We start from the raw sequence: 23,083 nt of genomic DNA, 5'->3' as shown, positions 1-23,083 counted from the left end.
TGTCTTGATGTATCTGTTCGGCTGTGCCTGGTCTGCAGTGCACCGCCAGTGGTGTTCAGCGGCGTTGGCCAAACAGCTCAATAACGACTCGGCGGTTGGGGCCGTTGCACGCAACGCTGCGCGCAGAGACGGCGCTGGGGCAGTCGCTCACCAGCAATTGGCTCGAGCCCACGCCCCGCACCGCAATGGGGCCTTGCGTCAGCCCCGTGCTTTGCAGGTATTGGCCGACCGTCTGCGCCCGCTGCAGCGACAAGCGCTCGTTAAACGGCGCAGAGCCCAGCGGGTCGGCGTGGCCCGTGACCAGCACGCGCTGGACCTGCTCAAATTCGCGTTTCGCCTGGACCAACACAGTCTGCAGCGCCACCTTGCCCTGCTGCGTCATGCCCTCCATCGCAGACTGCCCAAACTCAAAGGCCATGTCCGCCAACAACATGAAAGGCTCGTCCTGCTCGGGCATGGGCGCCTGCGCCTGCGCCTGCGCCTGCGCCGGGCGCTCGCACTCTTGCGCCCCTATAACGCGCGAGACAGCGTGCATCTGCGCCCGCGTAGAGGCCATTTCTTTGAGTGCCTGAGCCGAGGAGACGGGCTTAAAAAGCGCACGCCCGCCATCGACATGCACCGACATGTAATGGGTTTGCCCGGGCAACAACTCCAGCTGCGTGATCGCGTCGTACACGTCGCGCGCCGTGCGCCCCACCCAGCTCTGACGCGCACCCACCTGCAACTGGCCCGGCGCCAGGCACAAAGCCGTAAAGCCACCCGCCACCAAAGAGGTGTGGTACCGCCCCTCAATGAAGGCCGCCGTCACCCCCGGCAAGCTTTGCTGCGAAGCCTGGCGGTACAGCACCAAACGGCTTTGGTGCGCTGCCACCGCCCCCAGCGGCTCAAAGGCAGCGCCCAGGACTTCAATGCGGGCGTTGGGGCCGTCTTGACCAGTTTGCAAGCTGGGGGCCATTTGCGCCTGCACGGCCGGTAAGGCCAGGCACACACCTAGCACAGCCCAGCGTGCCCAGCGGCCAAGCGTGCCAGTACGCCCACGTGAAACAAGAAAGGAGCGCTGCAGCAGCGACAAGTAAGGGGGCAAGAGGTGGTGGTTCATCATCTTAAAAAATAATGTTTTGGTATTCACTTTATCAGTCGATATTCAAAAATTAAGTTCTTTGTGGTTTTAATTTGTAATAAATGAAACAATTAAGACCACTCCAGCGCAGGCGGTTTTGCAGACAGGTCACAAGGCAACGACGTGGTTAGACAAAGCTTGCAAAAAACAGAGGCAAACTGATCAATCATCAAAAATGAGATGGATCAGGGTGCAAAGTGAGTCCAATGACGTTTCAAAATTACTCGGTCAACCAATCAAAAGAATATTAAAAGATTCAATTTCGATGAATTCTAAATATTTAATTGGGTTTAATTCATCAAAACCATCAACTGTTTATTTTTGTTACAAAAAAGCACGGGCTATTCCGCGGGCGCCGCGCAGGGCTGAAGTGAAGGCCATAAGGAAATTGGGAAACTCAACCCTTGAGGTATGACCAAGGGTGTGATGTGTCATTGAAATCGTGTACAACGGACTTATCACCGGGAAAAAATGGATGCGGCTGAACATGGTCATGACGACCTGTACTTCAGAGCAACCGAACAAACTGAAACCAAGCGCAGCACTGCCCAAGCGGTTCGACCCTTACCCCTGATCTGCAAAAATACTTGGCAGTGGTTGTTCAAATTAAAAAGGCTTGGCACTTTCGGACTCCAAAACCGTGACGCCGATGGATGCGCGCCTGGAGCCACTCCACTGAAACAACAGACGAAAGACACTCAATGCAGCATCTGCCCGCTTTTATTGCCCCCTCCGAGCACCACGATGCCGACAGCGCCTTGGCACAAATTCAGCACATTTACCAGCACAGCGTGACCCACCTGCGCCAAGCCATGCGCGAATTTGTGGCGGGCGCAGACATGACAGACACCCGAGTGCGGGCGTTTTACCCCTTTGTGCGGGTGCAGATCACCAGCGCCAGCCGCAAACATGAAGGTCTGAACAGCCGCTTGAGTTACGGCTTTGTGGCCGAGACCGGCCGGTTTGAAACCAGCTTGACTCGGCCCGACCTGTTCGCCTTCTACATCCGACAGCAACTGGCGCTGCTGCTGCAAAACCACGGCGTAAGCCTGCAAGTGGGCACCAGCAACCAGCCCATCCCCATCCACTTTTCGTTTGCCGACGACGAGCACATGGAAGGCAGCCTGAGCCCCGAGCGCCAGGCGCAAATGCGCGAGGTGTTTGACCTGCCGGACCTGACCACCATGGACGACGGCATTGCCAATGGCACACACGAGCCCACTGCGGCAGAAGGTCGACCGCTGTCACTGTTCACCGCGCCCCGCATCGATTACTCGCTGCAGCGCCTGCGCCACTACACCGGGACCTCGCCGCGCTGGTTTCAGAACTACGTGTTGTTCACCAATTACCAGTTCTACATCGACGAGTTCATTGCCCTGGGCCGCGCCGAAATGCAAAACCCGGACAGCGAGTACGTTGCCTTTGTCGAGCCCGGCAACATGGTCACGCGCCGTGTGGGCCTAGACCCTGAGGACGTGGACGCCCTGGGCCAAACGCCGCCGCGACTGCCGCAAATGCCCGGCTACCACTTGGTACGCAAGGGCCACAGCGGCATCACCATGGTCAACATCGGCGTCGGCCCGGCCAACGCCAAGACCATCACCGACCACATTGCGGTGCTTCGCCCGCACGCTTGGCTGATGCTGGGCCACTGCGCGGGCCTGCGCACCACGCAGCAGCTGGGTGACTACGTGCTGGCCCACGCGTATGTGCGCGAAGACCATGTGCTGGACGAGGAGCTGCCGCTGTGGGTGCCCATTCCGGCGCTGGCCGAGGTGCAGTTGGCGCTGGAGCGGGCTGTGTCCGAGGTCACGGGCTGTCATGGCTCAGACCTCAAACGCCTGATGCGCACCGGCACCGTGGCCAGCACCGACAACCGCAACTGGGAGCTGTTGCCTGACAACAAACCACAGCGGCGCTTCAGCCAAAGCCGCGCCGTGGCGCTGGACATGGAGAGCGCGACCATTGCCGCCAACGGTTTCCGTTTTCGGGTGCCCTACGGCACCTTGCTGTGCGTGAGCGACAAGCCGCTGCACGGCGAGATCAAGCTGCCCGGCATGGCCAACCACTTTTACCGCGAGCGGGTGAACCAGCACTTGCAAATCGGCATCCGTGCCGTGACGCTGCTGCGCGACGCTGGCCCCGAGCAACTGCACAGCCGAAAGCTGCGCAGCTTTGCGGAGGTGGCGTTTCAATAATGATGGTCACGAGGGCTTCAATGCGAGGTACGAAGCGATCCATGGATTGCCGCGCTTCACTCGCAATGACGGTTGGTCCTTATGGCCGTTGACGTTTGAGCCGTCACCGCCATTGCCCTTTGGGCCGTCCTCGCCATTGCCCTTAGGCCGTCATCGCGAGGTACGAAGCGATCCATGGATTGCCGCGCTTCGCTCGCAATGACGGTTGGTCCTTGTGGCCGTTGACGTTTGAGCCTTCACCGACATTGATGTTTGAGCCAACATGATCACCTCCTACAATGAACCTATGCACATCCTCTTCATTGCCGACCCCCTCGAGTCCTTCAAGATTTACAAGGACACCACGTTTTCGATGATGCGCGAAGCGCAAAAACGCGGCCACCAGGTCGTGGCCTGCCAGATGACCGATGTGCGCTGGCAGCAAGGCCAAGCGGTCTCTGCCCAGGTGCGCGACATCACGCTCACCGGCCAGCCAGACGCCTGGTTCACCCAGACCGCCACGCGCCGCGCCAACCTCAAGGACTTTGACGCGGTCATCATGCGCACCGACCCGCCCTTTGACAGCGAATACTTTTACGCCACGCACCTGCTGAGCCAAGCCGAGCGTGAAGGCGCCAAGGTCTTCAACAGCCCTGCTGCCTTGCGCAACCACCCCGAAAAGCTGGCCATCTTGGAGTTCCCGCAGTTCATCGCGCCGACCCTGGTCACGCGCAGCGAGGCCGACATCCGCGCCTTCCATGCCGAGCATGGCACCATCATCTTGAAGCCTTTGGATGGCATGGGCGGCACAGGCATCTTCAAGGTGGGCGCTGACGGCCTGAACCTGGGGGCGATCATCGAAACACTGAACCAGGGCGGCGCACAAACCATCATGGTGCAAAAGTTCTTGCCTGGGATCGCGCAAGGCGACAAGCGCGTGCTGCTGATCGGCGGCAAGCCCGTGCCGTTTTGCCTGGCCCGTATTCCGCAAGGCGGTGAAGTGCGCGGCAACCTGGCGGCGGGTGGTAAGGGCGTGGCGCAACCGATTTCGGCGCGTGACCGAGAAATCGCTGAAACGCTGGGCCCGATCCTCTTCGCACGCGGTTTGATGCTGGTGGGCCTGGACATCATTGGCGATAGCCTGACCGAGATCAACGTGACCAGCCCGACATGCTTTCAGGAAATCACCGACCAGATGGGGTGTGATGTGGCAGCGCTGTTTTGGGACGCGGTGGAAGCGGCGCTGTAAAGCGCCCTGTGGGCGATTGGGAGGACACGCCCAACAAACCATCGCGCACGGGGTGAGTTTCTGCGCGCAAATGCCTTGGGTGCCTATGTAGGAGCGGTCTCTGACCTCGATCGGGTTTGGTCAGGTTTTTCGCGGTCAGAGACCGCTCCTACTAGACGGGGGCGGCGTGGCCGATCGCGGTCGGAGACCGCTCCTACAGGGAAGCATCAACGGGTCGCGGTCAAACTACCGCCTTCAAAGGTGTAAACCCGACCTGGCTCAAACGCTACCCAGCTTTCATCGGTGGTGAGTGGCTGCGTGACCACCACCGCCACACGGTCGGTCTCTCGGGTGTGTTCGGCAAAGTTCACGCTCAGGTCATCGTCACTCAGGGTCGCGCGGGTGAACGGGTGTCTGCGCAGCACGTAGTGCAAGTTGGTGCTGGCGTGCGACCACAGTGCCTGGCCGTTGGACAGCAAGAAATTGAAGGTGCCATACCGGGCGATCTGCGGCACCAACTCGCGCAGCGTCAGTGACAACTCTTGCACACTGGGCACACTGGCATGTGACTTGGCCAACTCTTGCATGAGCCAGCAAAACGCGCGCTCGCTGTCGGTCTGGCCCACGGGCTTGAAGCTGCCGTGCAGGCGCGGCGCGTAATCCACCAAGTTGCCGTTGTGCGCAAAAACCCAGTAGCGGCCCCACAACTCACGCACAAAGGGGTGGCAGTTTTCCAGGCTCACTTCGCCCTGCGTGGCTTTGCGAATGTGGGCGATGACGTTTTGGCTTTGGATCGGATAGCGCCGAATCAGGTCGGCAATCGGCGAGGTGCTGGCGCTTTGGTGGTCCACAAAGTGGCGCACACCCTGCCCTTCAAAAAAAGCAATGCCCCAGCCGTCGCCATGGTGGTCGGTGATGCCTCCGCGCTGCGCAAAGCCGCTGAAGCTGAAGGTCACATCGGTGGGGGTGTTGCAGTTCATGCCGAGCAGTTGGCACATGGTTCAGTCCTTCAGCGCCGGTTCAGGGGTCGCGCAGCGTTGACAAATACAAGACCGGTTGCGAGCGGCTTCGGGCACCTGCGCCAGCAAATCGGCGCTGAACTGCACCCGCGTGCACCAGCAGGGCCCTGTGGCCACTTGGTCACCGCAGGCCATGGCGCAGGCGTTGGGCATCCCGCACAAGGGGCAGCGGCAAGGGTCAAGGACAGGCTGTGTCATGGCGGCGGGGCTCAGTCCTTGCCCTGACGGCGGCGCTGTGCGTCACGCCACAGGCGAATGGCCAGCACCACCATGGGCACGGTATGCAACAAGAAGTCAAAGATGTCGATGGGTTTGCTCAACGTACCGTCCAACAACATGCGCCATTTTTCGGTCAAGTGCGGCTCGGGCACAAAGGGGGCCCCCGCCAAGTACAGGGCGATGCCCACCAACCACAACATCGGAATCCGGTCTATCCAGCGCATCGCGCCCTCCTGAAAACCCCTATTTTCAGGCATGTCCAATGGCGTCCCTGAGGTCTGCACTTTTTGCACCATCGCAGGAGCCCACCTGTGGGCGATGGGCGTGGCTCACGCCCTCAAGCCATCGCCCAAGGGGTAGGCTCCTAAAAAAGGCATTTGCAAGAACGTGGCCACGACGTCTATCAAAGAAAACGGCTCCCAAAGGAGCCGTTTTTCAAGTGTCAGACCTGCCCAAAATCAGGCCGCTTTGACCTTCAAACGCCAGGCGTGCAGCAATGGCTCGGTGTAACCGCTGGGTTGCGCCTTGCCTTTGAAGACCAGGTCGCACGCCGCTTTGTACGCCGCCGACTTGGCCAAGTTACCGGCCATGGGCTGGTAAGCCGCGTCGCCCGCGTTTTGCGCGTCCACCACGGCGGCCATGCGCTCCATGGTTTGCTTGACTTGCTTTTCGGTCACGACACCGTGCTGCATCCAGTTGGCCATGTGCTGGCTGCTGATGCGCAAGGTTGCACGGTCTTCCATCAGGCCCACGCCGTTGATGTCGGGCACCTTGGAGCAGCCCACACCTTGGTCGACCCAGCGCACCACATAACCCAAGATGCCTTGGGCGTTGTTGTCGAGTTCTTTTTGCTTGTCTTCTTCAGACCAGTTGGCCGCGTCTTTGGCGACCACAGGGAACTGCAGCAAAGCGTTGAGCGTGTCTTCGCGCAGTTGTTTCGGGTCTTGCTTGGCAACCGCTTTTTCCATCTGCTTTTGCAGGGCGGGCACGTCCACCTGGTGGTAGTGCATGGCGTGCAGTGTGGCGGCAGTGGGGCTGGGCACCCAGGCGGTGTTGGCACCGGCCATGGGGTGGCCGATCTTGGCTTTCAACATGTCGGCCATCAGGTCGGGCATGGCCCACATGCCTTTGCCGATCTGGGCACGGCCGCGCAGGCCGCAGGCCAGGCCCACGTTGACGTTGTTCTTCTCGTACGCGCCCAGCCAGGTGCTGTTTTTGATATCGCCCTTGCGCATGACGGGGCCGGCCAGCATGCAGGTGTGCATCTCGTCGCCGGTGCGGTCCAGGAAGCCGGTGTTGATGAAGGCCACGCGGCTCTTGGCAGCAGCGATACAGGCTTTGAGGTTGGCGCTGGTGCGGCGCTCTTCGTCCATGATGCCCAGCTTGACGGTGGAAGGCTTCATGCCGATGACTTTTTCCACGCGACCAAACAGCTCGTCGGCAAACGCGACTTCCTTGGGGCCGTGCATCTTGGGCTTGACGATGTAGACGCTGCCGGTGCGGCTGTTGCGCAGGGGGTGCGAAGACTTTTTCTGCAAGTCCACCAAGGCGCAGGTCACGGTGATCATAGCGTCCAGGATGCCTTCAGGGATCTCTTTGGTGCTGCCGTCGGCGGCTTTGTAGAGGATGGCGGGGTTGGTCATCAGATGACCGACGTTGCGCACAAACATGAGCGAGCGGCCATGCAGCTTGACGGTGCCTTTGCCCGCAGGCTTGGTGTACTCGCGGTCACCGTTCATGGTGCGGGTGAAGGTCTTGCCGCCCTTTTGCACTTCTTCGCTCAAGGTGCCTTGCAAGATGCCCAGCCAGTTGGCATAGGCCAGCACTTTGTCGTCGGCATCCACTGCGGCGACCGAGTCTTCCAGGTCGAGGATGGTGGACAAGGCGCTTTCAGCGATCAGGTCGGACACGCCTGCGGGGTCGGTCTGGCCGATGGCGGTGGTCTTGTTGATTTGCAGATCGAGGTGGATGCCGTTGTGCACGAACAGCACCGAAGCTGGGGCTGATGCGGCGCCGGTGTAGCCCACGAATTGCTTGTCATTGGCCAAGCTGGTGTTTTTGCCATTGGCCAGGGTCGCCACCAGCTTGCCCGCTTTGACGGCGTAGCCCTTGCTGCCCACATGCGAGCCGGTCTTGAGAGGGGCTGTGCGGTCGAGCACGTTGCGGCAGTAGTCGATGACTTTGGCGCCGCGCTTGGGGTTGTAGCCCGTGCCTTTTTCGCAGCCGTCGGCCTCAGAGATGGCGTCGGTGCCGTACAGCGCGTCGTACAAAGAACCCCAACGGGCGTTGGCCGCATTCAGGGCGTAACGGGCGTTCAAAATGGGCACGACCAACTGAGGGCCGGCCAGTTTGGCCAGCTCGGCGTCCACGTTGGCGGTCGTGGCTTGGGCGTTTTTGGGCTCGGGCACCAGGTAGCCAATTTGCGCGAGGTATTTGCGGTAGGCCTTCATGGCCTTGCCTTCTGCCACGGGGCCAGGGTTGGCGGTGTGCCACTCGTCCATGGCGGTCTGGATGCGGTCACGCTCGGCCAGCAAAGCGATGTTTTTCGGGGCCAGGTCAGCCACGATGTCGTTGAAGCCTTTCCAGAACTTGTCTTTGTCCACGCCGGTGGCGGGCAGCATCTGGTCGTTGATGAAACTCAGCAGTGGGTTGGCCACTTGCAGGTTGTGAATCGCGGTGCGTGCAGTCATGAAAACCTCTGGGGTCAAGTCAAAAAAATGGGGTGGGGCCTCTGTTCAAAGCAGGCGTGCTGCTGTGGAGCCCAAGGAATCAAACACTCTATTCTAAATTTAGACGCCGATAAACCCGCCAGATCTTCATAGACCCATGACTTTTATGCACAAATGCAGGCCCATTTGGCCTGATCCCAACGCCGCCGCGCACTGCGGTTTAATTCAGGCATGACACGTCTGCCAAGTCCAGAAATCCTGATCAGCGAAGTCGGCCCGCGCGATGGCCTGCAATCGGTCAAGGCCACCATGCCGACTGCCGACAAGCTGCGCTGGATCGACGCGCTCGCCGCAGCAGGCCTGCGCGAAATCGAAGTCGCCTCGTTTGTGCCCGCCCAACTGCTGCCCCAAATGGCCGATGCCGCGCAGGTGGTGCAGCACGCGCTGCGCCACAGCGGCGTTAGGGTGATGGCGCTGGTGCCCAATTTGCGCGGTGCCCAAGCGGCGCTGCAGGCCGGGGCGCAAAAGCTCACCCTGCCGGTATCGGCCAGCCCCGCGCACTCCATGGCGAATGTGCGCAAAACGCCCGAGGCCATGGTCGAAGAAGTCAAAGCGGTTTTGCGCCTGCGTGACGAGTTCGCGCCCGGCGTGCCGGTCGAAGTGGGCATATCCACCGCCTTTGGTTGCACTTTGCAAGGCCAGGTGCCCGAGAGCGATGTGCTGCGCTTGGCGACGCAACTGGCGCAGGCGGGTGTGGACGAAATTGGCCTGTCGGACACCACCGGCATGGGCAACCCGGCGCAGGTGACACGCTTGTTCAAAGCGCTGTTCAGCGAGATTGGCAACTTGACGGGCGCAGCCCACATGCACAACACCCGGGGCCTGGGCCTGGCCAATTGCCTGGCCGCTTACGAGGCGGGCGTGCGCACATTCGACAGCTCTCTGGGCGGGCTGGGTGGCTGCCCCTATGCGCCGGGCGCTTCGGGCAATGTGGTCACCGAAGACTTGGTGTTCATGTTCGAAGCCATGGGCGTGTCCACCGGGGTCGATCTGAGCCGGCTCATGGCCGCACGCGAGCCACTCCAAGCCGGACTGCCTGGCGAGCCGCTGTATGGCATGACACCCGAAGCTGGGCTGCCCAAGGGCTGGCCCGGCGCTTGAATTCACACGGCGAAAGAGGCGCTGGATGGCCCGTGCAAGGCCACGGTGCTGTTTCGCCGCGCATGCAACGGCCACTTGCCTGCGTCAGCGGGCTTGATCGGGCTCCACCCACCATCGGAAAATCGGCCCCACCAAGATCAGCACCGCCACCAGACGGCACACCTGAAAGGCCGTGACCACCGGCACCCCCAACTGCAAGACCTTGGCCGTGATGGCCATCTCGGCAATGCCACCCGGCGATGTGCCCAGGATGAGGGTGGCCGGATGCAGCCCCGTGGCGTGCGCCAACAACCAGCCAAAGCCCAGCGACAACAGCATCATGACCAGCGTGCCCAGGACCACCGAGGCCAGCCAGCGCGGCGCAGTATGCACAAACTCGCGTTGGAACCGCACGCCCAGACTGACACCAATCACCAACTGCGCCGCATTCGACAAAACCACGGGCACCGCCAAGCCCTCCAGGCCCGCCAGCGTCATGCCCATGGACACCAGCAAAGCCCCCATGAACCATGGGTTGGTGCGTTTGAGCCACACCATGACCGCCGCCCCACAGGCGGTGGCCAGCGCCAGCATCAGCAAGCCCGGACCATGGAACGCCACAGGGCTGGGCAGCAAACGTCTGTCCACTTGCAAGCCCCAATGGTTTTGCGCCCACTGCATGGCAAAGGGCACGCTCATCACCACCAAGACCAAGCGCAGGCTGTGCGTTGCAGCTACCCAGTCGGTGCGTGCACCGTGGCGCTCGGCCATCAGGGTCATCTCTGAAGCGCCACCAATCGCACTGGCAAAGTAAGTGGTCGCCCGCCGAGCCCGGGGGGACAAATGCGCCAACTCCTTCGCATGCCTGTGCTTGAGCCATGCACCGAACAATGCCCCCAAGGCCAAGGCCCATACAACGGCCAACACAATCGCCCACCACAAGCCCAGCACCAAAGCCCCCACCTGCGGTGTGAAGTACAGCCCCAAGACCGCGCCAATCACCCATTGCCCCGCATTGCGCAACTGCGGCGCACTGCGCGTGGGGATGCCCATCACAGAAGCCACCGCCGTGACCAGCAAAGGCCCCAACATCCACGGAATGGGCGTGTGCAGCGCCACACACACGAGCGCACCCGCCCAAGCCGCAACCAAGGTCAACGCGATGCGACGGATTTCAAGAAGGTTCATCGGACCAAAAAAAGACCGCCCTCGCGGGCGGCCGATGTCAAGTCAAAGACTGTGGTTTCAAGTGTGGCGACGGATGCTGTCGGCCACCGTCTGCACGATCTGGTCGATGTGTGCATCTTCCACGATGTAGGGCGGGCAAATGACGATGTTCTCGCCAGCCGGGCGCACCCAAACGCCGTGGTGGAAGCAGTCCATGAAGATGTCGTAAGCCCTTTTGCCAGGTGTGCCAGGGATGCTGGCCAGCTCCACAGCGCCGGCCAGGCCCAGGGTGCGGATGCCGATCACGTTGGGCAGGCCCTTTAAAGCGCTGTGCATCGCGTCGCCCAACACTTTGCCTTGTTGGCCCGCGCGGGCAAACAGGTTTTCTTCCTTCATCAAATCGAGCGTGGCAATGGCGGCGGCACACGCCACGGGGTGGCCGGAATAGGTGTAGCCATGGAAGAACTCGATGGCGTGCTGCGGTGAGTTGGCGTTCATCATCGCGTCGTAGATGAAATCGCGGCAAATCACCCCGCCCAGCGGGATCACGCCGTTGGTCACCGCCTTGGCAAAGTTGAGCATGTCGGGCACCACGCCATAGTGGTCGGCCCCAAAGTTCACACCTAAGCGGCCAAAGCCGGTGATGACCTCGTCAAAAATCAGCAAGATGCCGTGCTTGTCGCAAATCTCGCGCAGGCGCTTCACATAGCCCTTGGGCGGGATGTACCAGCCTGCGCTGCCCGCAATCGGCTCGACGATCACGGCGGCCACGTTGCTGGGGTCGTGCAACACCAAAATGCGGTTTTCCAGCTCGAGCAGGGGGTCTTCGACCCACACGGGTTCCTCGTGGTGGATGTAGGCGTGGTTCACCGGGTCGTGAATGAAGCGCATGTGGTCCACCCGGGGCAGCAGTTGCGCGCCAAAAGCTTTGCGGTTGGCGGGCAAGCCGCCCACGCTCATGCCACCAAAGTTGACGCCGTGGTAACCCTTTTCGCGGCCAATGAACACCGTGCGGTGACCTTCACCACGGGCGCGGTGGTAGGCCAGCGCCACTTTCAAGGCCGTGTCAGCCGCTTCAGAGCCTGAATTGCAAAACAGCACTTTGTTCAGGTCACCCGGGGCCATGTCGGCAATCATCTGCGCCGCTTTGAATGCCTTGTCGTTGCTGGCCTGAAAGGCCGTGGCGTAGTCCAGCGTGTCCAGCTGCTTTTTGATGGCCTCGTTGATCGGGCGGCGGTTGTGGCCCGCACCCACACACCACAGGCTGGAGATGCCATCAATGACCTTTTTGCCGTCGTGCGTGGTGAAGTGCATGCCCTCAGCCCCTACAAACACCCGGGGGTCTTGTTTGAAAGTGCGGTTGGGCGTGAAGGGCAACCACTGGTTGTCCATGGGAATCTGGGCGGGGCTCACAGGCGATCTCCTTGCGTATGGGTCTGAATAACAGCCAGTTTAAAGGAGCACCCGCTTGCCAAACCGCGCATGCATGACAGGCCCACCCGCTTTTGTGAGGCCGACCGCAGGGTGAATGTCGCTTTGTAGGACATGGCTTTGGTGTTTTTTCCGGTTTGACCACGCCAATGCGCTGATTGACTGCGACCAAAGTATTTTCAGAATGAATGAACTCTTTTTAACTCACAAAGGATTCATCATGCGCAAGTGGTCTCGAATCGGGTTTGCCATGTGCTGGGGGTTATGGGCAGGCGCAGGGCTTGGGGCTCAAGAGCTCAAAGTCAAGATCACCCCCACCTTGAGCGCGGTGGACGTGGTTCATGCGGGGCAGAAGGTCCGGATTCAGCGCATCCAGGACACAGGCAACAAGATCATTGATGACTTTGCCAAAACCTCGCGCCCTTGCCCGGAGTTTTGCATCCATGCCATGGTGGTTGCCCCGGGTGTTGAAACACTGGGAGAGCTGGAGTTGCTCGACTTCATGACCCGCCAGGTGTCCAGCGGCCAAGGTCTGGTCATCGATGCCCGGCTGGTCGACTTCCACAAAATCGAAACCATCCCCACCTCCATCAACATCCCCTTCACCGTCATCAAGGCCGACAACCCGCACATCGGCCAGATCCTGATCGCCTTAGGCGCTGAAATGGGCCCCAACCAACGCTGGAACTACCAAAAAGCCAAGTCGTTGGCCCTGTGGTGCAACGGTCCTTGGTGCGACCAGTCTTCACGCGCCATTCAAGCCCTGCTCAACCTGGGCTACCCCGCCGCCAAGCTCAAGTACTACCGGGGTGGCATGCAGATGTGGAAGCTCATGGGGCTGACCACGGTGGTGCCTGCAGCACCACGCTCGTGAACCGTACACATCCATCACCGTTTTTTTCTGGAGAATCAACATGACCAGCATTCCTGACGTTGTCATCAAAAACGGGCGCATCGTCACCGCCAGCCCCACCCCGCCTACACGGATTTACGCGGGTGTGGCCATTGTGGCCACCTTGGTCGCCACAGGCCTTGGCGGTTACATCGTGGGTCAGTCGAGCGCCCAGCAACCGTCAGCGGCTTTCGCCCCTCAGGCAAAGGATGATCCCGCTGGCGTGGAGGCAACCTCTTCCACTTCGACCATCGTCGCCTCCAGCCCCCCAGCCCCCAGCGTGATGCCCGAGGCCACGCAGTCACTGCAAGCGGCCGTGTCGGCGTCCCTCAAAGAGGTGCCCCCCGGCTCAGACAACGAAAAGAAATTTGTGGAGGCGCAACAAGACTACCTGCGGCAAAACCGGGAAACGCCCGAACAAGTCAAAGCCCGGCTGGACCGCCTGGCAGCCGACCCGAAGGCACTGGATGCACACAACCGCTCGGTCATGAACCGCGTCACCGCCAACGCCAGCCCTGCGCCGCCCACCGATTTGGTGAAAGCCGTTCTGGCTTCACAAAAAGCCCTGCAAGCGCCCGCCCATGATGCGATGACCAGTGCCCTCGAAGCCGAAGCCGCCGTTCGCGAAGCCGAAGGCAAAACCTATGTGGTGCGCCCAGGCGACACACTGTGGGCCATTGCCCAACAAATTTACGGTGACCCCCACCAGTACAAACGCCTGTTTGACGCCAATCCGCGCGTTCTTGCGGCACCCGACCACATCTTTCCCGGACAGGTGCTTCGCGTGCCGACCTGAGTCCACTGGCAAGTGGGCAAGATGGGCGACAATCCCACCCCATGAATCCACTTGCCTCGTCCACCTACATCCTGACCCTGTCTTGCCCCGACCGCACCGGCATCGTGCATGCGGTTTCTGGCTTTTTGCTCGAGCGCGGGGGCAACATCGAAGAAGCGGCCCAGTACAACGACCACGACACCGGTTTGTTTTTCATGCGCGTGCAATTTGCCTGTGACATGGCCAATGCCACGACGCTGGAAACCCAGTGGGGCGAATTTGCCCAAACATTCGGCATGAAATGGGACCTGCACGCGACCGCCCAGCCCATGCGCACCGTGATCATGGTCAGCAAGGAAGGCCATTGCCTCAACGACCTGCTGTTTCGCTGGAAGAGCGGTCTGCTGCCGCTCGATATCCGCGCCATCGTCAGCAACCACCGCGAGTTCTACCAACTGGCGGCCAGTTACAACGTGCCGTTTCACCACATCCCGGTGACCAAGGACAACAAGGCGCAGGCCGAAGCCAAGCAGCACGAGATCATCCAGGCCGAAGGCGCCGAGCTGGTGGTGTTGGCCCGCTACATGCAAATCCTCTCGGACGACCTGTGCCGCAAGTTGGCCGGCCGCGCCATCAACATCCACCACTCGTTTTTGCCCAGCTTCAAAGGGGCCAAGCCTTACTACCAGGCGCATGACCGGGGTGTGAAGCTGATCGGCGCCACCGCCCACTATGTGACGGCCGATCTGGACGAAGGCCCGATCATCGAACAAGACGTGGCCCGCGTGGACCACAGCAAGACGGTGGAAGACCTCACGGCCCAAGGCCGTGACACCGAAAGCCAGGTGCTGGCCCGCGCCGTGAAATGGCACAGCGAACACCGTGTGCTGATCAACGGCCACAAAACCGTGATTTTCAAATAACAGATCAAACTTTGCAGGACAGATCTTTAGCGCTGTCCCCAACTGATTCAATATGTCCGCAGCCTCACGCATCCCGCCCATCCAGTGCCTCTTGACTTTTGAGGCGCTGGCACGGTTGCGCAGCGTGACCCAGGCGGCCGAAGAGCTGTGCGTGACGCCCAGCGCCGTGAGCCACCGGGTCAAACAGCTGGAGCAAATCATCGGCACCAAGCTGTTTGGCCGGGCCGACTTTTCGCTCACCACCGAAGGCAATGAATACCTGGCCCATGTGCGTGAGGGCCTGGTGTCGCTGCAGCGCTTTCCCAGCGCCAGCAACACGCCGGGCCGGCGCAAGCTGCGCCTGGCGGTCACGCCCACTTTTGCGCGCTCGGTGTTGATGCCCAGGCTCAAGCATTTCCTGGACGCCTACCCCGAGATCGACATCACGCTGCAAGTGAGCATTCCCCTGCTGGACGTTGTGGCCGAAGACGCGGACCTCACGGTGCGGTTTGGCACAGGGCGCTACTCCGATGTGGAGCACATTTGCCTGGCCAAGGACGACGTCACCCCCTTGGCATCACCGGCCTGGTTGCGAGAAAACGGCCCCTTCACCAGCGTAGAAGATCTGCAGCGCGTGCCCTTGTTGCGCAGCCCCCTGGAGCCATGGCGGACCTGGTTTGCGGCCCACGACCTGGATTGGCCCGAACCCCTGGACGGCTCGTCCTTCAACGACATCGGCTTGATGTGCGACGCCGCAGCCCAAGGCCTGGGCGTCGGCTTGATCCGAACCAAACTCGGCGCGCCTTGGGTCGAAAGCGGCCAACTGGTGCGATTGTTCGAGCGCAGCGTGCCCAGCCCACACGCCCATTACCTGTGCTGGCGCACCGGCACCATGGAGCGCTGGGAATGCGCCACCTTTGCCGATTGGCTCAAGAAAGCATTGGCCTGACAACCAGCAAACCTGGGATGGTCAGTCCCTTGGCGGCACCATGGCGGCAATGATGTCGGTCATCGTCACAACGCCCAGATGCTTGCCTTTGACATTGGTCACATTGGCAGCTTCTTTGCCTTCGGCACTGAGCAGTCGTGCCACTTCTTCGATCACCAACTGCGAGTCCACGCTGGGCCCATCCGTGGGCGGCCCCGCTTGCAGCAAGGTTCTGCAACGGATCACCCGCCCACGATTGACCTCGCGCACAAAGCTTTTGATGTAATCGTCAGCAGGCTTGAGCAAAATCTCTTGCCCCGTGCCTTGTTGCACCACTTCGCCATCGCGCAAGATAGCAATGCGGTCCCCCAGGCGCAAGGCCTCGTCCAGGTCGTGGGTGATGAACACAATGGTCTTGCCCAGGTCCTGCTGCAAGTCAAGCAACACACTTTGCATGTCGCTGCGAATGAGTGGGTCCAATGCCGAAAACGCTTCGTCCATCAACAAAATTGGGGCGTCGTTGGTCAAAGCCCGCGCCAAACCCACACGCTGCTGCATGCCCCCTGAGAGCTGGTTGGGAAAATGTGTTTCATATCCCTTAAGCCCCACGCGCTCGATCCATCGCAATGCTTCGTCCTGGCGCATGGATTTGCGAACGCCCTGAATGCGCAAACCGTATTCCACGTTTTCCTGCACGGTCAAGTGAGGAAACAGCGCAAACTTCTGAAACACCATGGCCGCCTGTTTGCGCCTGAACGCCCGCAGCCTGGAGGGCCGCATTTTCAGCACATCTTGCTCACCCACCCAGACTTCACCAGCAGTGGGCTCGATCAAGCGGTTGATGTGCCGAATCAGGGTGCTCTTGCCAGAACCGGACAAGCCCATCACCACTTGGATTTGTCCGGGCGCAATGCTTAGGCTCACATCGCGCAAGCCGAGCACGTGGCCGTGTACATCACGCAGCTCGTCTTTGCCCATGCCTTGCGCCACCAGTGCCATGCACTTGTCGGGGTGAGGGCCAAAGATTTTGTAGAGATGGCGTATCTCAATGCCCAAAGCCTCAGCCATGCTGCATCTCCCGGTGCTTTTGCAAGCGCTGGCCATACGCCTGCGACAAGCGGTCGAACAAGATGGCAATCACCACAATGGCCAAGCCATTGAGCAAGCCCATGGCAAAGTACTGGTTGGTGATGGCACGCAACACAGGTTGACCTAAGCCTTGCACACCAATCATTGACGCCACCACCACCATCGAAAGCGCCAGCATGATGGTCTGGTTGATGCCTGCCATGATGGTAGGCAGCGCCAGCGGCAATTGGACTTGCACCATTTTTTGCCAACGTGCCGAGCCATAGGCATCGGCCGCTTCCAGTAATTCAGCACTCACCATCCGGATACCCAAGTTGGTGAACCGAATCACGGGCGGCACAGCGTAGATGACCACGGCAATCAAGCCCGGAACTCGCCCAATGCCCAACAGCATCACCACTGGGATCAGATACACGAAGCTTGGCAAGGTTTGCATCACGTCCAGCACAGGATTGATGGTGCCTTGCACGCGGTTGGAGTAGCTCATCCAGATGCCAATGGGCACGCCCACAACGATGGCGACCACCGTGCAGACAAAAATCATGGACAAGGTTTTCATGAGGTCTTGCCACATGCCAAACACGCCTACCCACAGCAGCGCCAACATGGCTGCCAGCACGATTTTCCAAGAACGACTGGCCAACCACGATACGGCGGCAATCCCCGCCATGACCAATGGCCATGGCGACTGGGTCAACAAATGCTCCGAGGCCAGCAAGAAGTCGCGCAGCGGATCGAATAGGCGCTCCATCATTTCACCGTGTTCACGAGTGAAACTCCGAAAGGTTCCGTCAATCGTCTGCCGAATCTCACGCAAAGTCTCTTCGCCCAACGCCGGAAAGCGCTGGAGCCAACTCAGGTCAGCCATTTTTTAAAGGCTCGCTTTCACTTTAGCCGCCACATCGGCGCTGACCCAGGTTGTCCAAAGTTCTGGTTGGGTGCGCAAAAAATGCAGGGCTGCGTCGTTGCCGTTGGCTTGTTTTTCGCTCATCCACGCCAGCAAACCGTTCACCGTGTTGTTGCTCCAGCCACGCTTGTCCAGGTAGGCCATGGCCTCGCCCGCGTTCTTCCTGAAGTTATCGGTGACCACGGTGTAGACCTCGGAGCGTGCCCAGTCGCTCTTGACCGGGTTGGCGCACTCTTGTTTGCTGTTGCAAGCCTCCCAAGCAGCTTTGTCATGCGGCACACCCGCATCCAATTTGACCATCTCGTATTTACCCAAAATGGAAGTCGGTGCCCAGTAATAGCCGAGCCAGCCTTGCTTGCGTTCGTACGCTTTGGCGATGGAGCCATCCAAGCCAGCCGCAGAGCCTGTATCCACCAGCACAAAACCTTGAGCTTCACCATTCCAGGCTTTGAAGGCGTTGCCGGTTGTCAACTGACAGTTCCAGCCAGACGGGCAGTTGTGCACAGCGCCCTTGCCTTTGTTTTCTGCAGAAGGAAACAATTTGGGCTGCTTGAGGGCGTCTTCAATGGTTTTGATTTCAGGGTGTGCATCGGCCAGGTATTTGGGAATCCACCAACCCTCGACACCGCCATCGGGCAGGGACTGGGCTGCATAGTGCAAACGACCTTCCTTGACGGCCGCATCCAGCGGCTGGCGCACCGCGTTGACCCAGGCCTCAGGGGCCACATCGGGCTGGCCTTTTTCCATCATGGAGGTGAGTGTGGGCATGGTGTCGCCGGGCACCAGCTCCACATCACAGCCGTAACCCTTGCTCAGGATGATTTGATCCACATTGGCCAACACTTCGGCCGATTGCCATGTCATATTGGCCACTTTGACTTTGCCGCACTGCGCTGTCGTCGGCGCATTGGTAGCTGCAGCCTGTGGTGCAGCCTCTTTTTGACCGCAGGCGGTCAATGCCAATGCGGCGGCGGTGGATGTCAAAAGAAAAGCAATTCGCTTCATGGTTTCTCCCATCAATTGTGGTGACAGCCCATCAGCGTTGCGGTTTGAATCAGGCAGTAAACCTGGCAACTGGGCCAAAAAAGCTTGAAGCGAGTCGCTTCAAGCGCATACAGAAGATCACGGGACTCACGACGACGCAGGGTCTGGAGTTGTGCTGCACTTGGCAATTGTATTTGTACAAATGTATTTTGTCAAAACTTTATGACCACCACCCCAGCGACCTTGCAATGGACTGCCTGGATGAGGTGCTGGCTACCCTGCGAGGAAGTTGCTACTGGGATACCAATTCAACGATGCATGAAAGATTCTTCATGGCCGAAAAATCGATCTCGGTTTACAGTCAAGCCCCTATTGATAGGAATGTCGACATGAACAGCATCGCCAACCCGGAACTCCTCTTCAGCCTCGAACGCGCCGAGCGCCAAAGCGCTGTGGTGCAGGCCTTGGGCCTGGTGCTGCCCGCCGACGCCATCCTTTACACCCCCGAAGACACCACGCCTTACGAGTGCGATGGTCTGACCGCCTACCGCGAGCGGCCGCTGGTGGTGGCCTTGCCCGAGACCGAAGCCCAAGTGCAGGCTGTGCTCAAAACCTGCCACGCCCTGCAAGTACCGGTGGTGGCACGCGGTGCGGGCACTGGGCTGTCGGGCGGCGCCATGCCGCACCGCATGGGTGTGACGCTGTCGATGGCCCGCTTCAACCAGATCAAAACCGTGGACCCGGTGAGCCGCACGGCGGTGGTGCAATGCGGCGTGCGCAACCTGGCCATCAGCGAAGCGGCTGCGCCCTACGGCCTTTACTACGCGCCCGACCCGTCCAGCCAGATCGCCTGCACGATTGGTGGCAACGTGGCCGAAAACTCGGGCGGTGTGCACTGCCTCAAATACGGCCTCACCGTGCACAACGTGCTCAAAGTGCGCGGCTTCACCATCGAGGGTGACCCGATTGAATTTGGCAGCGACGCGCTCGACACCTCAGGCTACGACCTGATGGCTGTGCTGGTGGGCAGCGAAGGCATGCTGGCCGTGACCACCGAAGTCACCGTCAAGCTGGTGCCCAAGCCGCAACTGGCGCGCTGCATCATGGCCAGCTTTGACGACGTGCGCAAAGCAGGCGACGCGGTGGCGGCCGTGATTGCGGCCGGCATCATCCCGGCCGGGCTGGAGATGATGGACGGGCCCATGACGATTGCGGTGGAAGACTTTGTGCACGCCGGCTACGACCTGAGCGCGGCGGCGATTTTGTTGTGCGAGAGCGATGGCACACCCGAAGAGGTGGAGGAAGAAATCGGTCGCATGAGCGAAGTGCTGCGGGGCTGCGGCGCAACCGCCATCACCGTGAGCCGCGATGAAGCCCAGCGCCTGAAATTCTGGAGCGGCCGCAAAAACGCCTTCCCGGCATCAGGCCGCATCAGCCCCGACTACATGTGCATGGACTCGACCATCCCGCGCAAGCGCCTGGCCGACATCCTGCAAGCCATCAGTGAGATGGAAACCAAATACGCGCTGCGCTGCCTGAACGTGTTCCACGCCGGTGACGGCAACCTGCACCCGCTGATCTTGTTCGATGCGAACGACCCCGACCAGCTGCGCCGCTGCGAGCTGTTTGGTGCCGAGATCCTGGAAACCAGTGTGGCCATGGGCGGTACCGTCACGGGCGAGCACGGCGTGGGCATCGAGAAAGTGAACAGCATGTGTGTGCAGTTCAGCGCCGAAGAAAACGAGCAGATGTTCGCCGTCAAACGCGCCTTTGACCCCAATAGCCTGCTCAACCCCGGCAAGGTCATCCCGACGCTCAACCGGTGCGCCGAGTACGGCCGCATGCTGGTGCGGGCGGGGGCCATCAAGCACCCGGAGTTGGAACGCTTCTGAGCCCTGGGCGGTGACCGCCGAGGTCTTCGCCCTCAGTCCAGCCCGCGCACCACCTGCATGGCCTCTTCGATGCGCTCCACGGGGTAAATCGTCAGGCCCTCGAAGGCCTTGTCGTTCTTCTTGGGGGCATTCGCCTTGGGCACCACCGCCACCTTGAAGCCCAGCTTGGCCGCTTCTTTCAGGCGGTCTTGCCCACGCGGCGCGGGGCGCACTTCACCGGCCAAACCCACTTCGCCAAAAGCGATAAAGCCCTTGGGCAAAGCTTTGCCGCGCAGGCTGCTGGTGATGGCCAGCATGACCGCCAAATCGGCCGCCGGTTCGCTGATGCGCACGCCGCCCACCGCATTCACAAACACGTCTTGGTCCATGCAGGCCACACCCGCATGGCGGTGCAGTACCGCCAGCAGCATGGCCAAGCGGTCCCGGTCCAAGCCCACGCTCAAGCGCCGCGGGCTGGGGCCACCGCTGTCCACCAGGGCCTGAATTTCCACCAGCAGCGGGCGTGTGCCCTCCAGCGTCACCATGACGCAGCTGCCGGGCACGGGCTCGGCATGTTGGCTCAAAAAGATGGCGCTGGGGTTGCTCACGCCCTTGAGACCTTTTTCGGTCATGGCAAACACCCCAATTTCGTTCACCGCACCAAAGCGGTTCTTGATGGCGCGGATCAGGCGGAAATTGGAATGCGTGTCGCCCTCAAAGTAAAGCACCGTGTCCACCATGTGCTCCAACACGCGGGGGCCGGCCAGGGCCCCTTCTTTGGTGACGTGGCCGACCAGCACGATGGTGGTGCCGGTGGATTTGGCGGTGCGCGTCAAGTGCGCTGCGCATTCGCGCACCTGCGCCACCGAGCCTGGGGCGCTGGTGAGTTGGTCCGAATACACCGTCTGGATCGAGTCGATGATGGCGATGCCCGGCTGGCGCGATTGCAGCGTGTGCAAAATCTTTTCGAGCTGGATCTCGGGCAGCACCGGCACCTGCGAGTCGGGCAGGCCCAGGCGACGCGAGCGCATGGCCACTTGTGCGCCACTTTCCTCACCCGTCACATACAAGGTGTTCATGCCGCTGCGCTGCAGCGCATCCACCGCTTGCAGCAGCAAGGTGGATTTGCCGATGCCCGGGTCACCGCCGATCAGCACCACGCCACCTTCGACCATGCCGCCGCCCAGCACCCGGTCGAGCTCGTCGATGCCGGTGGGGTGGCGTTCAAAATCGGCCGCTTCGATCTGGGCCAGGGGCAGCACTTCAGACGTGGGGGCCAGCGAGGCATGCACCGAACCAAAGCGGTTTTTGCCTGCTGCGGGTTCGCTTGAAGCTTCGATCAGGGTGTTCCAAGCGTTGCAGCTGGGGCATTTGCCCATCCAACGGGCGCTGGTGCCGCCACATTCGGTGCAGGTGAATATCGATTTGTCTTTGGCCATGGGGGGAGATTGTGCCTTTGAGCTGCTTGGCGTTCAGCCTCCAACGCCCAACCCCTCCACCACGGATGCTTGGTGCCAGGCTTGTACCCACTCGCGCGTGATGTCGATCGCACTGAGGCTGCGCGCGCTGGATGCGTTTTGGCCAGACCACAGGGGGGTGAAGTCGCTCAGGCCTTGCGCTTCGGCGGCTGCCCGCAAAGGCGCGATGGCCGCTGTGGCCAATGGGAATGCGGGAGCCGCTTCACTCAAAGGCCCCAATTCGCGCATCAGGCGGTTGACAATGCCGCGCGCCGGGCGGCCGCTGAACAAGGTGGTCAAGGCCGTGTGTTGGGCCGCCGGTGACTGCAAAGCGGCGCGGTGCAGCGCGCTGGTGGTCGCTTCGTCGCTGCACAAATAGGCCGTGCCGATTTGCACGCCCGAGGCGCCCAACCGCCGGGCTGCTGCCACGGCCTGGGCCGAGCCCACACCTCCCGCAGCCATCACCGGCACATCCACAGCCTGGACGATTTGGGGCAGCAAGGTGAAAGTGCCCATTTGCGTGCTCAGGTCGTCCGTCAAAAACATGCCCCGATGCCCACCGGCTTCCAGTCCCTGGGCGATGACCGCATCGGCGCCGTGCGCCTGCAGCCAGCGCGCTTCTGCCACCGTGGTGGCCGATGACAGCACGAACGCCCCCCAACTTTTGACGCGCGCCAACAAATCGGGCGCGGGCAAGCCAAAATGAAAGCTCACCACCGCGGGGCGAAACACCTCCAGCACATCGGCACTCTCATGCCCGAAGGGCACCCGTCCTGGGCCGCCGGGGATGGGGGATCCGTCCAGGCCGAACTCGCGGTAATACGGCGCCAGTGCCTTGTGCCACCCGGCTTCACGCTCAGGCGCTGGCGCGGGCGGCTCATGGCAAAAAAAGTTGACGTTGTAGGGTGCACCCGTGGCCGCCGTCAGCGCCTGGAGTTCGGCCTGCAGGGCGTCCGGGCTGAGCATGGCGGCAGGCAATGCCCCCAGCCCCCCGGCCTGGCACACGGCCAAAGCCAAGCGGTGGTTTTGTGCGCCCGCCATAGGGGCCTGAAAAATAGGCGCTTTCAGGCCCAAGTGTTGAAAGGGTTGTGACATGGGCGCACTTTAA

At 60.9% G+C, this 23,083-nt stretch carries 20 protein-coding genes; 8 read left to right on the top strand and 12 right to left on the bottom strand.

Annotation, left to right across the window (positions count from 1 at the left end; translation table 11 throughout):
- Positions 1 to 55: 55 nt before the first annotated feature.
- Positions 56 to 1,099: an OmpA family protein gene (locus B9Z50_RS09985; RefSeq protein WP_158270661.1), complete on the bottom strand. Its 1,044-nt coding sequence runs from the start codon at positions 1,097 to 1,099 to the stop codon at positions 56 to 58.
- A 722-nt stretch (positions 1,100 to 1,821) separates the two neighbouring features.
- Here B9Z50_RS09985 and B9Z50_RS09980 point away from each other — a divergent pair.
- Entirely contained in the window at positions 1,822 to 3,318 is a 1,497-nt protein-coding gene (locus B9Z50_RS09980) for an AMP nucleosidase (RefSeq protein WP_108363907.1), read from the top strand.
- 286 nt (positions 3,319 to 3,604) lie between these two features.
- Entirely contained in the window at positions 3,605 to 4,546 is a 942-nt protein-coding gene (gene gshB, locus B9Z50_RS09975; protein ID WP_108364366.1) for a glutathione synthase, read from the top strand.
- Positions 4,547 to 4,752: 206 nt separating this feature from the next.
- Here gshB and B9Z50_RS09970 read toward each other — a convergent pair whose 3' ends face one another.
- The 4 genes from B9Z50_RS09970 to B9Z50_RS09955 all read right to left on the bottom strand — a co-directional run bounded on the left by B9Z50_RS09970 (position 4,753) and on the right by B9Z50_RS09955 (position 8,453).
- On the bottom strand, positions 4,753 to 5,523 hold the full coding sequence (locus B9Z50_RS09970; RefSeq protein WP_108363905.1) for a class II glutamine amidotransferase: 771 nt from the start codon (positions 5,521 to 5,523) through the stop codon (positions 4,753 to 4,755).
- Positions 5,524 to 5,526: 3 nt separating this feature from the next.
- Positions 5,527 to 5,742 carry a cysteine-rich CWC family protein gene (locus B9Z50_RS09965; RefSeq protein ID WP_108363903.1) on the bottom strand — a complete coding sequence of 72 codons (216 nt, stop codon included), beginning with the start codon at positions 5,740 to 5,742 and terminating at the stop codon, positions 5,527 to 5,529.
- Between the two features lie 11 nt (positions 5,743 to 5,753).
- Complete coding sequence (locus B9Z50_RS09960; RefSeq protein WP_108363901.1) at positions 5,754 to 5,987, bottom strand: hypothetical protein; 234 nt, start codon at positions 5,985 to 5,987, stop codon at positions 5,754 to 5,756.
- 234 nt (positions 5,988 to 6,221) lie between these two features.
- Positions 6,222 to 8,453: a malate synthase G gene (locus B9Z50_RS09955; protein WP_108363899.1), complete on the bottom strand. Its 2,232-nt coding sequence runs from the start codon at positions 8,451 to 8,453 to the stop codon at positions 6,222 to 6,224.
- A gap of 210 nt (positions 8,454 to 8,663) precedes the next feature.
- On the opposite strand from B9Z50_RS09955, the gene B9Z50_RS09950 reads away from it, so the two are divergent.
- Positions 8,664 to 9,593: a hydroxymethylglutaryl-CoA lyase gene (locus tag B9Z50_RS09950; RefSeq protein WP_108363897.1), complete on the top strand. Its 930-nt coding sequence runs from the start codon at positions 8,664 to 8,666 to the stop codon at positions 9,591 to 9,593.
- Between the two features lie 84 nt (positions 9,594 to 9,677).
- On the opposite strand, the gene B9Z50_RS09945 is transcribed toward B9Z50_RS09950, so the two are convergent.
- Both B9Z50_RS09945 and B9Z50_RS09940 read right to left on the bottom strand, forming a co-directional pair.
- Positions 9,678 to 10,760: an AbrB family transcriptional regulator gene (locus B9Z50_RS09945; protein WP_108363895.1), complete on the bottom strand. Its 1,083-nt coding sequence runs from the start codon at positions 10,758 to 10,760 to the stop codon at positions 9,678 to 9,680.
- 57 nt (positions 10,761 to 10,817) lie between these two features.
- Complete coding sequence (locus B9Z50_RS09940; RefSeq protein ID WP_108363893.1) at positions 10,818 to 12,131, bottom strand: aminotransferase class III-fold pyridoxal phosphate-dependent enzyme; 1,314 nt, start codon at positions 12,129 to 12,131, stop codon at positions 10,818 to 10,820.
- Positions 12,132 to 12,390: 259 nt separating this feature from the next.
- Here B9Z50_RS09940 and B9Z50_RS09935 point away from each other — a divergent pair, with 259 nt between their 5' ends.
- Genes B9Z50_RS09935 through B9Z50_RS09920 form a run of 4 tightly spaced genes read left to right on the top strand, consistent with a single transcriptional unit; the run spans position 12,391 to position 15,688 of the window.
- The gene (locus B9Z50_RS09935; protein WP_199221721.1) at positions 12,391 to 13,044 is read left to right on the top strand and encodes a rhodanese-like domain-containing protein; all 654 of its coding nucleotides are present in this window, start codon (positions 12,391 to 12,393) and stop codon (positions 13,042 to 13,044) included.
- Between the two features lie 40 nt (positions 13,045 to 13,084).
- Positions 13,085 to 13,858, top strand: coding sequence for a LysM peptidoglycan-binding domain-containing protein (locus B9Z50_RS09930; RefSeq protein ID WP_108363891.1), 774 nt, complete (start codon positions 13,085 to 13,087; stop codon positions 13,856 to 13,858).
- Between the two features lie 41 nt (positions 13,859 to 13,899).
- Positions 13,900 to 14,760 (top strand): formyltetrahydrofolate deformylase, encoded by an 861-nt coding sequence (gene purU / locus B9Z50_RS09925; protein ID WP_108363889.1) that lies wholly within the window; start codon positions 13,900 to 13,902, stop codon positions 14,758 to 14,760.
- Between the two features lie 52 nt (positions 14,761 to 14,812).
- Positions 14,813 to 15,688, top strand: coding sequence for a LysR substrate-binding domain-containing protein (locus B9Z50_RS09920; protein ID WP_108363887.1), 876 nt, complete (start codon positions 14,813 to 14,815; stop codon positions 15,686 to 15,688).
- A gap of 21 nt (positions 15,689 to 15,709) precedes the next feature.
- Here the strand turns inward: B9Z50_RS09920 and B9Z50_RS09915 are convergent, their stop codons facing one another.
- The 3 genes from B9Z50_RS09915 to B9Z50_RS09905 are packed head-to-tail and all read right to left on the bottom strand — an operon-like array spanning position 15,710 to position 18,668.
- Positions 15,710 to 16,735 carry a glycine betaine/L-proline ABC transporter ATP-binding protein gene (locus B9Z50_RS09915; RefSeq protein WP_108363885.1) on the bottom strand — a complete coding sequence of 342 codons (1,026 nt, stop codon included), beginning with the start codon at positions 16,733 to 16,735 and terminating at the stop codon, positions 15,710 to 15,712.
- Positions 16,728 to 17,624, bottom strand: coding sequence for a proline/glycine betaine ABC transporter permease (locus B9Z50_RS09910; RefSeq protein WP_199221720.1), 897 nt, complete (start codon positions 17,622 to 17,624; stop codon positions 16,728 to 16,730). Before B9Z50_RS09910 ends, B9Z50_RS09915 begins: the two co-directional genes overlap by 8 nt.
- Positions 17,625 to 17,627: 3 nt before the next feature.
- Entirely contained in the window at positions 17,628 to 18,668 is a 1,041-nt protein-coding gene (locus tag B9Z50_RS09905) for an ABC transporter substrate-binding protein (protein ID WP_108364360.1), read from the bottom strand.
- 368 nt (positions 18,669 to 19,036) lie between these two features.
- Between B9Z50_RS09905 and B9Z50_RS09900 the strand changes: the two genes are divergently transcribed.
- The gene (locus tag B9Z50_RS09900; RefSeq protein WP_108363883.1) at positions 19,037 to 20,539 is read left to right on the top strand and encodes an FAD-linked oxidase C-terminal domain-containing protein; all 1,503 of its coding nucleotides are present in this window, start codon (positions 19,037 to 19,039) and stop codon (positions 20,537 to 20,539) included.
- Positions 20,540 to 20,571: 32 nt separating this feature from the next.
- On the opposite strand, the gene radA is transcribed toward B9Z50_RS09900, so the two are convergent.
- Both radA and B9Z50_RS09890 read right to left on the bottom strand, forming a co-directional pair.
- Positions 20,572 to 21,957, bottom strand: coding sequence for a DNA repair protein RadA (gene radA, locus B9Z50_RS09895; RefSeq protein WP_108363881.1), 1,386 nt, complete (start codon positions 21,955 to 21,957; stop codon positions 20,572 to 20,574).
- A 33-nt stretch (positions 21,958 to 21,990) separates the two neighbouring features.
- Positions 21,991 to 23,070 (bottom strand): nitronate monooxygenase family protein, encoded by a 1,080-nt coding sequence (locus B9Z50_RS09890; protein WP_108363879.1) that lies wholly within the window; start codon positions 23,068 to 23,070, stop codon positions 21,991 to 21,993.
- Positions 23,071 to 23,083 lie beyond the last annotated feature (13 nt).

It is taken from the genome of Limnohabitans sp. Bal53, assembly GCF_003063355.1.
Taxonomy (GTDB): Bacteria; Pseudomonadota; Gammaproteobacteria; order Burkholderiales; family Burkholderiaceae_C; genus Limnohabitans_A.
This window is presented reverse-complemented; position numbering and strand designations above follow the sequence as displayed.

Coding starts and splice junctions, on each gene's coding strand:
- B9Z50_RS09985 (WP_158270661.1), bottom strand. CDS start 1,099: ATGAACCACCACCTCTTGCCCCCTTACTTGTCGCTGCTGCAGCGCTCC.
- B9Z50_RS09980 (WP_108363907.1), top strand. CDS start 1,822: ATGCAGCATCTGCCCGCTTTTATTGCCCCCTCCGAGCACCACGATGCC.
- gshB (WP_108364366.1), top strand. CDS start 3,605: ATGCACATCCTCTTCATTGCCGACCCCCTCGAGTCCTTCAAGATTTAC.
- B9Z50_RS09970 (WP_108363905.1), bottom strand. CDS start 5,523: ATGTGCCAACTGCTCGGCATGAACTGCAACACCCCCACCGATGTGACC.
- B9Z50_RS09965 (WP_108363903.1), bottom strand. CDS start 5,742: ATGACACAGCCTGTCCTTGACCCTTGCCGCTGCCCCTTGTGCGGGATG.
- B9Z50_RS09960 (WP_108363901.1), bottom strand. CDS start 5,987: ATGCGCTGGATAGACCGGATTCCGATGTTGTGGTTGGTGGGCATCGCC.
- B9Z50_RS09955 (WP_108363899.1), bottom strand. CDS start 8,453: ATGACTGCACGCACCGCGATTCACAACCTGCAAGTGGCCAACCCACTG.
- B9Z50_RS09950 (WP_108363897.1), top strand. CDS start 8,664: ATGACACGTCTGCCAAGTCCAGAAATCCTGATCAGCGAAGTCGGCCCG.
- B9Z50_RS09945 (WP_108363895.1), bottom strand. CDS start 10,760: ATGAACCTTCTTGAAATCCGTCGCATCGCGTTGACCTTGGTTGCGGCT.
- B9Z50_RS09940 (WP_108363893.1), bottom strand. CDS start 12,131: ATGGACAACCAGTGGTTGCCCTTCACGCCCAACCGCACTTTCAAACAA.
- B9Z50_RS09935 (WP_199221721.1), top strand. CDS start 12,391: ATGCGCAAGTGGTCTCGAATCGGGTTTGCCATGTGCTGGGGGTTATGG.
- B9Z50_RS09930 (WP_108363891.1), top strand. CDS start 13,085: ATGACCAGCATTCCTGACGTTGTCATCAAAAACGGGCGCATCGTCACC.
- purU (WP_108363889.1), top strand. CDS start 13,900: ATGAATCCACTTGCCTCGTCCACCTACATCCTGACCCTGTCTTGCCCC.
- B9Z50_RS09920 (WP_108363887.1), top strand. CDS start 14,813: ATGTCCGCAGCCTCACGCATCCCGCCCATCCAGTGCCTCTTGACTTTT.
- B9Z50_RS09915 (WP_108363885.1), bottom strand. CDS start 16,735: ATGGCTGAGGCTTTGGGCATTGAGATACGCCATCTCTACAAAATCTTT.
- B9Z50_RS09910 (WP_199221720.1), bottom strand. CDS start 17,624: ATGGCTGACCTGAGTTGGCTCCAGCGCTTTCCGGCGTTGGGCGAAGAG.
- B9Z50_RS09905 (WP_108364360.1), bottom strand. CDS start 18,668: ATGAAGCGAATTGCTTTTCTTTTGACATCCACCGCCGCCGCATTGGCA.
- B9Z50_RS09900 (WP_108363883.1), top strand. CDS start 19,037: ATGAACAGCATCGCCAACCCGGAACTCCTCTTCAGCCTCGAACGCGCC.
- radA (WP_108363881.1), bottom strand. CDS start 21,957: ATGGCCAAAGACAAATCGATATTCACCTGCACCGAATGTGGCGGCACC.
- B9Z50_RS09890 (WP_108363879.1), bottom strand. CDS start 23,070: ATGTCACAACCCTTTCAACACTTGGGCCTGAAAGCGCCTATTTTTCAG.